This is a genomic window from Paenibacillus sp. M2 (assembly GCF_046713495.1).
GTDB lineage: Bacteria > Bacillota > Bacilli > Paenibacillales > Paenibacillaceae > Paenibacillus > Paenibacillus amylolyticus_B.
Map to the genome: position 1 here is coordinate 5396997 of NZ_CP169648.1, position 13077 is coordinate 5410073.

The 13077-nt window shown below is 46.7% G+C and carries 10 protein-coding genes; 3 read left to right on the forward strand and 7 right to left on the reverse strand.

Annotated features, from left to right (window positions below; all coding sequences use genetic code 11):
* Window positions 1-121: 121 nt before the first annotated feature.
* Window positions 122-841 (forward strand): SDR family oxidoreductase, encoded by a 720-nt coding sequence (locus ACETMN_RS24870; RefSeq protein ID WP_091013668.1) that lies wholly within the window; start codon window positions 122-124, stop codon window positions 839-841.
* A gap of 79 nt (window positions 842-920) precedes the next feature.
* Here ACETMN_RS24870 and ACETMN_RS24875 read toward each other — a convergent pair whose 3' ends face one another.
* Window positions 921-1949: a hypothetical protein gene (locus ACETMN_RS24875; RefSeq protein ID WP_091013665.1), complete on the reverse strand. Its 1029-nt coding sequence runs from the start codon at window positions 1947-1949 to the stop codon at window positions 921-923.
* Between the two features lie 258 nt (window positions 1950-2207).
* Between ACETMN_RS24875 and ACETMN_RS24880 the strand changes: the two genes are divergently transcribed.
* Both ACETMN_RS24880 and ACETMN_RS24885 read left to right on the forward strand, forming a co-directional pair.
* Window positions 2208-4283 carry a methyl-accepting chemotaxis protein gene (locus ACETMN_RS24880; protein ID WP_179198420.1) on the forward strand — a complete coding sequence of 692 codons (2076 nt, stop codon included), beginning with the start codon at window positions 2208-2210 and terminating at the stop codon, window positions 4281-4283.
* A gap of 94 nt (window positions 4284-4377) precedes the next feature.
* Window positions 4378-5550, forward strand: a complete 1173-nt coding sequence (locus tag ACETMN_RS24885; RefSeq protein WP_105599843.1) for an aminotransferase class I/II-fold pyridoxal phosphate-dependent enzyme — start codon at window positions 4378-4380, stop codon at window positions 5548-5550.
* Between the two features lie 285 nt (window positions 5551-5835).
* Here the strand turns inward: ACETMN_RS24885 and ACETMN_RS24890 are convergent, their stop codons facing one another.
* The 6 genes from ACETMN_RS24890 to ACETMN_RS24915 form a co-directional block, all read right to left on the reverse strand.
* On the reverse strand, window positions 5836-7884 hold the full coding sequence (locus tag ACETMN_RS24890; RefSeq protein WP_091013659.1) for an iron ABC transporter permease: 2049 nt from the start codon (window positions 7882-7884) through the stop codon (window positions 5836-5838).
* Window positions 7881-8882, reverse strand: a complete 1002-nt coding sequence (locus ACETMN_RS24895; protein ID WP_091013657.1) for an ABC transporter substrate-binding protein — start codon at window positions 8880-8882, stop codon at window positions 7881-7883. Before ACETMN_RS24895 ends, ACETMN_RS24890 begins: the two co-directional genes overlap by 4 nt.
* 182 nt (window positions 8883-9064) lie before the next feature.
* Complete coding sequence (locus ACETMN_RS24900) at window positions 9065-9607, reverse strand: CueP family metal-binding protein (RefSeq protein ID WP_091013656.1); 543 nt, start codon at window positions 9605-9607, stop codon at window positions 9065-9067.
* 315 nt (window positions 9608-9922) lie between these two features.
* Window positions 9923-10633, reverse strand: a complete 711-nt coding sequence (locus tag ACETMN_RS24905) for a collagen-like protein (protein WP_411735244.1) — start codon at window positions 10631-10633, stop codon at window positions 9923-9925.
* A 303-nt stretch (window positions 10634-10936) separates the two neighbouring features.
* Window positions 10937-11956 carry an NAD(P)/FAD-dependent oxidoreductase gene (locus ACETMN_RS24910; RefSeq protein WP_091014360.1) on the reverse strand — a complete coding sequence of 340 codons (1020 nt, stop codon included), beginning with the start codon at window positions 11954-11956 and terminating at the stop codon, window positions 10937-10939.
* Between the two features lie 6 nt (window positions 11957-11962).
* Window positions 11963-12979, reverse strand: a complete 1017-nt coding sequence (locus ACETMN_RS24915) for an ABC transporter substrate-binding protein (RefSeq protein WP_091013654.1) — start codon at window positions 12977-12979, stop codon at window positions 11963-11965.
* Between the last annotated feature and the right edge of the window lie 98 nt (window positions 12980-13077).

Consider the following 13077-nt stretch of genomic DNA (forward strand, 5'->3'; position numbering starts at 1 on the left):
GTTTTTCATTGCCAAGGATGAAGCAAAGCTCATTCAAACTTCATGTTCCATATATCACCTCTGTAGTAAGATATAGATTAATGTAATTTCACTACATTCTATTCAACAAGGAGGGTTCCTTATGAAAAATATGATTGTCTTCGGGGCGAGCAAAGGATTGGGTGACGCATTCGTTAGAGGCGTGCCACAGTCCGGTGATAAAGTCTGGGTGGTCTCCCGCAGCAAGCCGGAAAGTCTGAACGTGGAGGATGGCGTCCAGCGAATATGGATTCAGGCCGATCTTTCCGAACTTCAAGCCGCGGAGCATATTGCCAACCAGCTTCAAGGCGAGACGTTGGATGTGCTTATTTATAACGTGGGGATCTGGGAGAAGGAAGGATTTGAAGAACACTATACGTTTGATCGGGATGAACCCGCAGATATCAGTCAGCTAATTCATGTGAATGTGACCTCAACGATTGTATGTATACAGGCTTTACTGCCTCATCTTCGCCAGTCAGAGGCAGGCAAGATCATCCTGATCGGTTCAACAGCCGGTTTGAGCAATGCAGGCAACAGCCAGGTTTCATTTGTCGCCTCCAAATTTGCCATACGGGGTGTTACGGAAGCTCTAAGAGAGCATACGAGAGAGGACCGCATCGCAGTGACATGTATCAACCCGGGCGAACTGGCGGCAGCAATCCCTTATGAAGACGGAATGGAACGTGCACTCGCCGAGTATGACGGGACCCGTATTCCCCTGCAGGACATGGTCGCCATCGTTCGATGTATTATCAGCTTGTCCAAAGCGGCCTGCGTGAAAGAGATCAACATACCCGCATTAACGGATACGAACACCTAGATAGCAATGACATCTACACGCCTCAATCGGTCGGTTCACCGGAGTGCGCTCTGTATACACATGATGGACAGACGCCCGTTTACATTAATACATGCGATAAGTGCGCAATACCTATAGAATTCAGGCGTTCATGCTCAGGGATATTTTCATATAACAAATTCGACTTTCCTGCCTTGGCCAGGTGATCACGCATAGCGGCAATCCGTCCTTTGTTCACATCAATATAACGAAAATCGATTTGGCGCAAGTGCTCCAGCTCGGTCAGTCCAGCAAAAGAATTGGCCTTGAGCGCCGTATTCATCTCTTTTAGTTCAATAGATTCCAATGTGCCTGCTGTCCATAGATGTTCGGTATCCCGCAACGATTTCATATAGTCCAGTTCGAGCTGTCTGAGGCAGGTCATCTGGGAAAAGTCGCATAACTGCTCCAACTTGGGCAAGGACAGATGCAGATATTCCAGCCCGCGCATCTGTTCGAGTCCCTGAATGCTTGTCAGTTTGCGAACAGAGCTGAGCTTCAACATCGAGATGGTCGACTGTGTCAATACATCCAATCCCCCTTTTAACTCACAGTGATCCAGGGATAGATACTGAAGCATGGGCAGTTCCGCCAATACATCAGAACTTTCAACCGTGCAGTTCAGAATGAGCGTATGCAGTTGGAGGCATGCCGCAATGGAAGCAAATCCGTTGAATTTGCCACGCAGTTCAAGAAAGGTCAATCGTTTGTAGTGTTTAATAAAATCGAGCCCAGTCGCCTTTGCAGGTGAATTCAATCTTAGAAACTGCAGTTGCTCCATCGCACCCAGTATCGTCAAATCCTGTGCCTGCGAAAGATCAAGCTGCAAGGCAGACACATGTTTCAACTGTGCCAGTCGCCCCAAAAATCCGGATGAATATACCCCTTTAGGGTCCGTATGTGATATATGTAGGATCAGATCCGGCCGGGCAAAGAATACTTTGGCATCGAGCTCGGCAAGGTCCTCGTATGTATCCGCGTCAACGCGAAAATGAACCGTTGCTCTGCGACGCAACAGATGTACCGCCTGGTGCATCTTTTCGGCATTCCATGGAACCCCCTGTATTGATGCATGCCATAACTCACTCACAGATAATCCCCCTTTTCCACCCATAGTTCCAATTCATTCCATTATAAACAAGATCGCCTGGATGAACCACCACCGATCCCCGTTTTTTCATTCCTTTCCTCTTTTTTCGTTTCTTCCCTTTCATCCTTCTCATACTCATGCCTTTTCTTTAAGTTGCTTTCAGGATTATTCGACAGAAATCTACATAAAACTATAGATCATACCGACATATAACTTAGGCGTTTTGAGCTTTTTAATAATCATCTGGGGAGATGGAATATGTCGAACATGTTAAACAAGTGGGGGAAAACGGGAGCACGGACATCCAGTATGGCAAATACGTTGTCCATTGTGCTGCTCGTCATTATCGTAGTTGTCTTTGCCGTGCTGGGAACATTTATGTTTGCAAGCACACGAAACATTCTGGTGAAACAGCAGGAATCCATGCTCCAGACCAAGACACAAGCCATTGTTAGTGAATTTGATGCACTATTCAAGGAAAAGGGCGCACTGGTCAAGCAAATGTCCACCAACACATTATTTCAGCAATACATAGAAACAACAGCATCTGCTGCGGATGCGAAAAGTTCAACCTACGCTGCGGAGACACAGGCAACACTCGCCGCTATCGTTAAGGCAGAGCCATCGTTTGCCGATGCCTGGGTCGCCGGTCTGGATGGAAAAGGATTTTGGATTCAAAATGATGGTGTTGTATCTGCACCAGACTTCGATATCCAGTCGCGTCCATACTACAAGCCGGTTACCACCGCAGACGGACTTTATTTCTCCGATCCGTACATTGATATTGCAGCAGGCAATGTACTTATGGGTATCTTTTATCCGATCAAAGACGACAACAACAACACGATCGGCTTTGCCGCAGCGGATATTGCATTTAAGGATATTCCGGCGATTATGGAGAGTTATTCCCTTGGAAGCACGGGCTATTCCATGTTGCTGTCCAAGAGCGGGGAAATTCTGTACCATCCGGATCAAGAGAAGGTTTTGAAGGAGAACATCCTGGACAGTACGGGGGACATGGGGGACATTGGCAAGAAAATGCTTGCAGGTGAAAACGGCGTACAGCTTATGAACGACAATGGGGAGCGTCGTTATATCGGCTACGCTACCAGCAAGGATACGGGATGGTCCGTTGGTCTGACCATATCCGAAGAAGAAGTTCTCGCGGAATTAAAAACGTTCACGTGGATTACGCTTGGCGGTTTTGCTGCAGCTACCCTTCTACTTGTGATTATCTGTTACATTACCCTTCGCCGTCTGTTACGCTCCATACCACAGCTGCTGGCTAAGATTAAACAGATTGAACAAGGTGATCTGACTGTCCAACTGGATATCAAATCTAATAATGAAATTGGACAAATCGCTACAGGCTTGAATTCCATGGTACAGAAAATTCAGGTCATGCTGCAAATGGTCGGCAGCTCGGCGCAAATCCTGAACCAGTCGTCGAATGATCTGCAAGCCATCTCCTCTCGAACAGCTGTGACCATGAATGACACATCAACAGCCATCAACGAGATTGCTAATGCAACGAATTATCAGTCCATCGAAACGGAAAATATTTTACGAAAAACAGGCTCTTTATCCAGCCAAATCGATGAAATTGCTACCGATGCGCAGGCTATGGGATCGGTCGTGCAGACATCTGCTGATCAGAGCAGCCAAGGACTTGCGGTCGTGGAACAATTATCGAAATGGTCCGAGGAAAACCATCAGTCCACCCAAGCAATGTCCTCTATTATCCAGGAGATTGACCTGAGTCGGAATGAAATATCCAGTTTTGTGGATACAGTCAAACAGATTGCCTCTCAGACGAACCTGCTCGCTCTGAATGCCTCCATTGAGGCTGCACGTGCTGGCGAACATGGAAGAGGATTTGCCGTCGTTGCCGAGGAGGTCCGCAAACTTGCAGAACAGACGGCTCAGGCAACAGAGGAAATCAACAAAAAGGTGAATGTTATTGAAGAGAAAACAACCCTTTCGGTTGAACATACCATGCGCGGTATGAAGATTGCGGAGGAGAATGCCAAATCCGTAGAAGATACCAAACATGTATTCTTTAGTATTAACAAAGACCTGAAAGATCTGCAGCAACGTATGATGCAGATTACCACTAATACCGCCAATGTACACAAACACAAAGATGAGATATTCCAGGCACTGGAGATTATCTCCTCCACCACAGAGGAGAATTCGGCATCAACGGAAGAAGTAAGCGCCAGCACGCAAGATCAGCTGGATAGTATCGAACAGGTAGCTGATCTGTCGAAACAGTTGAACCAGCTATCTGGCAAACTGCAAGACGAACTAAGCCAGTTTAAAGTAAAGTCATGATCTGCAAGCTTTCACCTGCTCTTCTCTTTTAGTCGCTGTCCATTTATTATTAATGAATATGCGTACGAAGAGGATTGGAGGCTGAATCATCATCATGAACTTTGCCAAACGAATGGATCATTTCAATGAAGGAATTTTCACCCGGTTGCTGGAGATCAAACGCCGCAGACTGGAGAACGGGCAGCCCGTTATTGATCTCAGTGTGGGTACGCCGAATATCCCACCTGCGCAGCATATTATAACTGCACTATGCGAGGCCGCTGCAGATCCGGCTAATTATATATATGCTGTGAATGATCAGAGTGAGTTGCTGCAAGCTACAAGCGATTGGTACAAGCAGCGTTATCAGGTCGAGTTAGACCCGGCAACACAGATCTGTTCCTTGCTCGGTTCACAGGAAGGACTGGCACATATATCCCTCTCCATTGTCGATGAAGGTGATCTGGTGCTCGTCCCTGACCCCTGCTATCCCGTCTTTGCGGATGGACCGTTACTGGCAGGTGCAGAACTGTATTATATGCCGCAAAAAGAAGAAAACGGGTATGTTATTCAGCTTCAGGATATACCGGAAGATATCGCTCAACGAGCAAAATTCATGCTGGTCTCCTATCCCAACAATCCGACAACCGCGATGGCACCGGATCAGTTCTATCTTGACCTGATTGCCTTTGCGAAGAAGTATGATATTATCGTGCTCCACGATAACGCGTACAGCGAACTCGTATTTGACGGAAAGTCATGTGGAAGCTTCCTTGCGTTCCCTGGCGCCATGGACGTCGGTGTGGAATTCAATTCCCTGTCCAAAACGTACGGACTGGCAGGAGCTCGAATCGGCTTCTGTGTGGGCAATACAACCATGGTCTCCATGCTGAAAAAGCTAAAATCCAATATGGATTACGGGATGTTCCTACCGATCCAAAAAGCAGCAATTGCCGCCATTACCGGTGATCAATCGGAGGTTGAACGGGTCAGAGCTATATATGAACAGCGTAGAGACATCCTCTGTGAGGGCTTCAGCCAACTCGGTTGGCCTATTGCCAAACCGGAAGCTACCATGTTTGTCTGGAGTCGCATTCCGGCTCACTACGACAGCTCAGAGCAATTTGCCATGGATCTGGTCACACATGCGGGTGTCATTGCAACCCCAGGTAGTGCCTTTGGTCCTTCAGGCGAAGGTTACGTTCGATTCGCGCTTGTTCAGGATGTTGAAGTACTGCAGCAAGCTGTGGAATCTGTCAATCACAGCGGGATACTGAAAACCAGCTAACAGGAACATCGTTAGCATGCTCTCAACCATCAATCCCCTCAAGGTCTACAGGGAGTATTAGCTTCACGTTTGATAACGTGATCTCTGCTTCTTGTAAACCTGAGGGGATTTTGTCATTTGGTGCAGGACCAGACATTCAATGGATAATGCTACTTGTGTTGTGCCTTCTAGGGTCCGACAAACCATCGATGAGGACCGGTTAAACGGATTTTTAAGCTGGTAGCTAAATGTTGAAAAGGCATAGCAAAAAGCCTGCTCGGGGAGCAGGCTTCCGGTTTCAACCATTTATACAGACTTTCGCCAGTTAGAACGATACATGAGATACAGGAAGTACGGTGTTCCAATGATCGCAATGAGTATGCCTGATGGAATCTCTGTCGGTGCCATGACGGTTCTGCCGATGGTATCAGCGAGCACCAGCATGACTGCACCCGCTAATGCGGATAGGAACATGGATCGTCTTAACTTATTCCCCGTCAGTAGCCGTACCATATGTGGTGCAATCAGGCCGATAAAACCAACGGTTCCTACGCAAGCAACAGCACCTGCTGCAAGTAATACACCAACTGTCATGGCTAATAATCGTGTACGACGTACTCCGAGACCAAGCCCGGATGCACTATTGTCGTCAAATACCAGCAATTCGAATCTGCGTGCCAGCCACCAAGCCACCGGTACCAGAATAACTAAAAATAATCCGATAACCCTCACCTGTTCCCAGGTACGAGCATAGGTGCTTCCTGTCAGCCAGATATATCCGCTGCTACCGTATACTGCACCACGGACAATCAGAATCTGAATACCTGCTCCAGCAATGGCAGACATCGCGATCCCCAGTAACACAACCGCCGAAGGGTTCAGTCCTTTCTTCCAGGCGAGGGAGAACACCACCACTGCAGCAATGGCTGCACCGATGATTGCCGCAATTGGCAGCAAGTATATCGGAAGACCCGGCCATAAGATGATGACCATCATCGCTCCAAGCCCTGCACCTGAGGACACACCAACAATTGAAGCATCTGCCAGCGGGTTACGTACCGCCATCTGAATAAGCACACCACTAATTGCCAGTGCAGCTCCTGCACCTGCGGCAACAAGTGTACGCGGAATCCGAAGCTGAATTAGCGCGGAGAACAGTCCATCCGATTGGAACAGACTTGGTAACCAATCGGCCAGCGGAATTCGCATACCGCCAAACATCGTACTGAGCAAGATAAGCATCACCGTTATGACTGAGAATAATACAGCCATCGGGCCAAATGCAAAGCGACGCGCAGCTCCTCCTGTGCTCATTGAAGTAGACATGCCTGATCCGTTCGCAGCCTTCATGCGTGTAAGAACAAGCCAGATGAGCCACGGTGCACCAATAATCGCCATAACGGCACCCGTTGGCAGTTCCATGCTGGAGTTATGCACCATCTTGGCGAGGACATCTGCTCCAACCAGGAGCGCTGCGCCCCATATGAACACACCAGGTAAAAGTAATCGGTTAGAACGTACACCACTCAATCGAACCAGATGAGGTGCAACCAGTCCCACGAACCCAATCGGTCCGATTACACTGACAATCACGGCAGCCAGCAATACAGCAAGAATTAACCCTACTGCACGAGCCAATGTAACCTTTTGTCCCAAGGAAGAAGCCGTTGATTCATCCAGCTCCAGCATATCCCACTGTCTGGACAGGATTAACGTGAGAAGGGTAATCCCAACCACCCAAGGCAAAGCATAAAACACACCACTCCAGTCATTCTGGACAAGTGTTCCGGAGCCCCAAAGGAACAATCCTTGTGTCTCCATGGAGAAAAAAATATGTAATGCACTTGTAAATGAACCAAGCACCATTGATACAATCATACCGGACAACGCAAGTCGGACCGGGCTTGATGTTCGTCCGCCGCCCATGAAATAAGCCGCAAATGCTGCCAGCAAACCACCTAGTGCTGCGAAAAGAAAAGGCGACTGACTTAACACGCCTGGAAAAGCGATAGCTCCCAGCACCACCACAAAATACGCTCCTGCATTAATCCCCAGCGTATCTGAAGCAGCCAGTGGATTACGAGTAATCGTTTGCAGCAAAGCGCCCGCAACAGCCAGTGCGCCACCCGCAAGAATACCGATCACTGTACGCGGCATGCGCAAGTCCCAGACCATATTGTGCTCTAATGAATCCTGTCTGCCTGTAAGAGCGTCCCAAACGACATGCAAAGGAATGGATGCTTCTCCATAAATTAGACTTACAAAAAAAAGCACGATGAGAGCGGTTAAACCGCCCCCATATATGCTTATTGTGCGCCAATTCATAGCTGGCTTAGATCCTTGAACCGAACTCATTTGGTAATCGCCTCGACTACCCCATCAACCAATACTTTGGAGGAGATCGGTCCACCAAAAGTCCATGTGGTGCTGGCCAGTTGATAGGTACGTTTGTCCTTCACAAAGTTCAGTCCGTTCCAAACCGAGTTATCTTTCATGGCTGTGCCAAAAACGTCATCGTCTGGTTGAGTAATATAAATGAAGTTACTGTCCTTAACAGCGGTCAACGACTCAATTCCTACTGTCGAGAAGCCGTAGTTTTCCAGTTTGTCCGGCTTCCAATCGTTCACCAGACCAATTTTGTCCAATGTACCGATAACAACCGAATTATCCGTAAACATACGCAGGCTGACTGCATTTTGATACGTGAATGCTTGAGTCAATGCAAAGTTGAAGTTCTCTTTACCTGCAGCAGCCAATTTTTCTTTGGCTTCTACATAGTGCTGATCGAGATCACTAAGAACTTGCTTAGCCTTGTCTTCTTTACCAAGAGCTGTTGCAATGGTATTAAAGATCTCTGTCATTTTGTCATAATTATAGCCATCGCCATCATACGGATCGAATTCAATGGTTGGTGCGATAGCATTAAGCTGATCGTAGACCGCATTATTATTATCTGCGTTAGCAATGATCAGATCCGGCTTCAATGCAGCAATAGCTTCCAGATTCGGCTCACCGCGTGTTCCGATATCCGTTACACTATCATCCAGTGCTGCTTCGGATGTTACCCACACTTTATAGTTAGCATTATCTGCATTACCTACTGGCTGAACCCCCAGGGCAACAACATCTTCCGTATATGTCCATTCAAGCGTAACAACACGTTCTGCTGGCTTGTCCAGCTTAAGTTCTCCACGTTTATGCTTCACAGTAACAGGACCTGCTGTCTCCTCAGCTGGAGCACTGCCCGAATTAGTACCTTGACTTGTGTCTGTTGTAGTCGTGGTTTTACCACAACCCGCCAAAACCAGCACAAATGCCAGCATGATCAACAGTCCGTTTAACCCTTTTTTCATATCTTTATCTCCCCTGTTTATATGTATTTATATGATAACAATTATCATTATCACTATTGGATTATGCCGTAGGAATGGATTTTTGTCAATGAAAAGTACCTTATTCCAACTCTTTTATGAAATAAAAAAAGGAAAAGGATAGCTCAACGGCCATCCTTCCCTTCGATTGCTGTCTGTTTACATTAACTCAACTGCATCGTAGTGATGCACGTATTATCATTTTCGTATGTAGACAATTGCGTTTCTGCAACCTTTCCATCTCGAACAATACGAATCAGATAGGTTCTGTCTCTTGGCACCCAAAAATCCATAAATCCGTTTGCACCAGACTTCATCACTTCATCTTTCATAAACGTGTTGCCTTGAGAATCGTGAATGGTAACACTGAATTCCTTATTGCTCATTTCCCCCTGACAATCGGTCAAGCTATGAATTGCACAGGGATGGGTCTGGTCCACATAGGGTGCAATGGAAAGGAAAAATTCGTTCTCAGGCAAATCATATGTAGTCGTATGTTTATCTTGATCGGTGACGATTAACTGTTTGGCATTAATGGAGGCAGATTCCGGTTTCTCTTTTCCTGTGCTGATATCTTCCACCAATTTTCGGATGTTGGGCGCATTGGCTGTACCCGCCTCTTCCTTGCCTGTATTGCTTGCAAACAGATAGGTTCCGATTACAATTACGATTGCAACACTTGCAATAATCCATATTTGTTTTTTCATCTGGAGTTCATCTCCTCGTCCGTTTTCATTAAGTATAATGGAGAACGAAGCAATATGGACTTATACAACAAACAATTCACCAGATTATCACATTATTGGTACGAATCTTTTCGCATCATAGTTGATTGGTTCGAATGGTAGGCTGGGCTCTGGAAACGCAGAGAGCAGCGGTGAAGTCTATGCGCTTCATCGTCCCGCCACTCTCCAGTGCCTACTAGTGTTCAGACTATCTTGCTGGATAAATAGACTTATTGACTGGATAAAAGACATAAACTTTTATTTTTATGCTGACATAGACTATATTGAGAATCGGAATTAAGGAGTCAGTTTTAGAATGGTCACAGTGGTATTTAGATTGTTATGCAACTGTGCAGGAGTTGCATTCGCATTTACCAGCTGGATCGTCGTCGGAACCGTTGTTACTGTAATAATTACTTCAGCAGAGATAGGTCCACCTCCATTACCTGTGAAAGGCACAGGAGTTATGGGCGTTCCGTTTACCGTGAGGTTGAAAGCCGCATCGCCCTGATTATGAATGCTAAAAGAGATCAAGTAACTTCCTGTTTCATTGATTGTTATCGTGGAGGACGGCGGCACGAAAGTGAATGCACCTCCAACATTAGCCAAAACCCCGGTTAAAGTTATTGGTGAGTTGCCAGGTACTGTGTCTGTGCCTGTGCCAGGATCTGCTCGGAAAACACTTAGGAAATCGGATATTCCAGCCCCAACTGGACCGGCCGGACCTGTTGCTCCTGTTGCTCCTGTTGCTCCTGTTGCTCCTGCTGGACCTACTGGACCTACTGGACCTACTGGACCCACTGCTCCGAGCGCGCCTGCTGGCCCGACTGGCCCTTGTATACCCGGAATCCCTTGCAGTCCTTGTGGTCCCGGTATCCCTTGAGCGCCAGTTGCCCCTTTTGGACCTATCGGTCCTATTGGTCCAGAAATTCCTTGAGCGCCTTGCGGTGCATTAACCACAACCTTAGGTCTAACCTTTACCACCTTAACCTTAACTCGACAATGCATGCTTTGTTTAAATTTACGTCTACAAATGCGTTTTCCATGACGATTTAACAATCAACTCACCTCCGTGATATTTCTCCACATACTATGTGTATCCATCACGAGGGGCATAGACTATTAACTATAAATTAGAAAATTATAGTGCCTATAATGAGTAAATTGGTCTATGAATCCAGTCTATAACATAAATGCATAGACCAATTTTCAATATAATATGCAGATAAAAAAGCCAGTCGAACACGAGATAATCTCGATGTTTGACTGGCTTTTGCTATGCTTATCCCTTTCACACAGGTTCTTCTTATTTTACAATAGTTCTTTATTTTTTTCATAGAATCGTGCATTGTGAGAGGATACACCTGCCATATCGGAAGCAGCAGGTTCAAGATACATCTTGGCACTGTTGACTGCGAGCACCGCATCGTTAAAAGCACCTGCGATCAGTCGAACTTTGCTTCCATAAGTGATGAAGTCACCTGCTCCGAATATGCCTGGAATGTTGGTACGCATGCGCTGATCAACGGACACGCCGTAATCTTCCCGCTCCAGTCCCCATTGCACAAGGTTACCGAAATCACGATCATACCCATGGCTTACAACAACTTCATCCACTTCAACATGTGTGATCTCACCAGTTTCTACATGAGCTAGCTCGACACGATCGATTTTGTCACCTGTACCGTGTAAGCGTGAGATGCTAAATGGCGTCATGACGCTCGCTTGAGCTTTCATCTGAGCAACTGGCGACTCGTGTCCGGTAAACTCATGACGTCTGTGTGCTACCGTAACTTCACTTGCGATCTTGCCCATTTCATTCGCCCAGTCGACTGCGGAATCGCCGCCACCCGAGATCAGAACACGCTTCCCTGCAAATCGAGATAGATCAGTTACGGTATAGTGCAGATTCGTCAGCTCATACCGATTGGCACCCTCGACATCCAGCTTCTGCACCTGAGTCATACCTCTGCCCGCACATAACAGGATGGTACGTGTGTAATGACGCTCGCCTGTTTTGGAAATGAGTACAAATACACCATCCTCACGTCGTTCCAGCTCGGCAATTTCCTGACCAAACACAATCGTTGGATCGAACGTTCTCGCTTGTCTCTCCAGCGATTCAATCAGCTTCTCGCAGCGAATCGGATCAATCCCGCCCACATCCCAGATCAACTTCTCGGGGTACGTACGCATGAATCCACCCAGTTCCTGCTTGGCTTCGATGATCTTGGTGCGCATGGCTCTCATACCACTATAAAATGAGGCATACATGCCAGCTGGCCCACCACCAATGATCGTAATATCGTAGATATCCAATTGTGTCTCCATCTTCATCTATGGCACCAACTTTTCAACAACATAGTCCATTAACTTCACAGAGCCAATCGGACCCACACCGGATACGAATTGACTTGTTTTCAATGGAAAGACATGATCATTCTTCACAGCCTCCAGATTCGACCACACCTGGCTTGCTTTCAGATCTTCCATAGATTTCTTCGTGTCATAACCTACGAGGGTTCTGTCTTCTAGGAAAATATAATCCGGATTCATCTCAGGCAAGAATTCCAGTGAGAACTGGCTAAACCAATCTGTAGAATCTTTAATAGCTTCAGGACTATTCAGACCCAGGATATCATAGAAGAAAACACTGCTGCTTCCTCCTTTGGGACCCATGAAACGGTAACGATTGTGCTCAACCCGGAGAACCAATACGGTCTTGTCTCCCAGGACTGCCGCAATTTTCTCTTTCGCTTGTGTGGCTTTCTCGTCGAATTCAGCCAGTACTTTGTCAGATTCTTCGGTCTTGTCAAATATGGCAGCCAGCTTTGGCATAGCACGTTTCATTTCACTGTTGGCATCCAATGCCACCGTTGGAGCAATTTTGGACAACTCGTCATATACGCCCTGTTCCATACCTTCCCCCGCTGTAAGGATCATATCCGGTGACAGCGCCAGCAACTGCTCATAGTTATATTGGTATTGCTCCACTTCGATGACCTGAACGCCATGTTCTTTAAAATAAGCAGGACGGTATTCCGCTTCAACTTCGGGAGTTAACAAAACCATTTGGGGTGTAACCCCCATCTCAATCAGATACTCGGCATAGATCGAATCAAACACAATTAAATTTTGAGGATGGGCAGGAATCGTTACTTCCCCAAACTGATCCTGCACCACTTTAGTTCCGTTAGCATCCTCTGCTTCGTCTGTTGGACTCGCTGCTCCTTCAGTTGTAGCACCAGCTGTTCCAGCTGTAGCGTTCTCTTCAGTAGTTCCACCGGAACATGCCGCCAGCATCATACTGATCACCAACAGCATGATGCCCAACCCTTTAAATCTTCGTAACATGATATACTTCGCCCCTTATGTATATTGATAATGATAATTATTATCAAATAGTATCAAATAAGAAGTGTTGCTTCCATAGCATATCGTGCGTATTCCGT

Excerpts from the sequence above, each read along its gene's own strand:
- ACETMN_RS24885 (WP_105599843.1), top strand. The coding sequence starts at position 4,378 with ATGAACTTTGCCAAACGAATGGATCATTTCAATGAAGGAATTTTCACC.
- ACETMN_RS24890 (WP_091013659.1), bottom strand. The coding sequence starts at position 7,884 with ATGAGTTCGGTTCAAGGATCTAAGCCAGCTATGAATTGGCGCACAATA.
- ACETMN_RS24905 (WP_411735244.1), bottom strand. The coding sequence starts at position 10,633 with ATGCATTGTCGAGTTAAGGTTAAGGTGGTAAAGGTTAGACCTAAGGTT.
- ACETMN_RS24910 (WP_091014360.1), bottom strand. The coding sequence starts at position 11,956 with ATGGAGACACAATTGGATATCTACGATATTACGATCATTGGTGGTGGG.
- ACETMN_RS24870 (WP_091013668.1), top strand. The coding sequence starts at position 122 with ATGAAAAATATGATTGTCTTCGGGGCGAGCAAAGGATTGGGTGACGCA.
- ACETMN_RS24895 (WP_091013657.1), bottom strand. The coding sequence starts at position 8,882 with ATGAAAAAAGGGTTAAACGGACTGTTGATCATGCTGGCATTTGTGCTG.
- ACETMN_RS24880 (WP_179198420.1), top strand. The coding sequence starts at position 2,208 with ATGTCGAACATGTTAAACAAGTGGGGGAAAACGGGAGCACGGACATCC.
- ACETMN_RS24915 (WP_091013654.1), bottom strand. The coding sequence starts at position 12,979 with ATGTTACGAAGATTTAAAGGGTTGGGCATCATGCTGTTGGTGATCAGT.
- ACETMN_RS24900 (WP_091013656.1), bottom strand. The coding sequence starts at position 9,607 with ATGAAAAAACAAATATGGATTATTGCAAGTGTTGCAATCGTAATTGTA.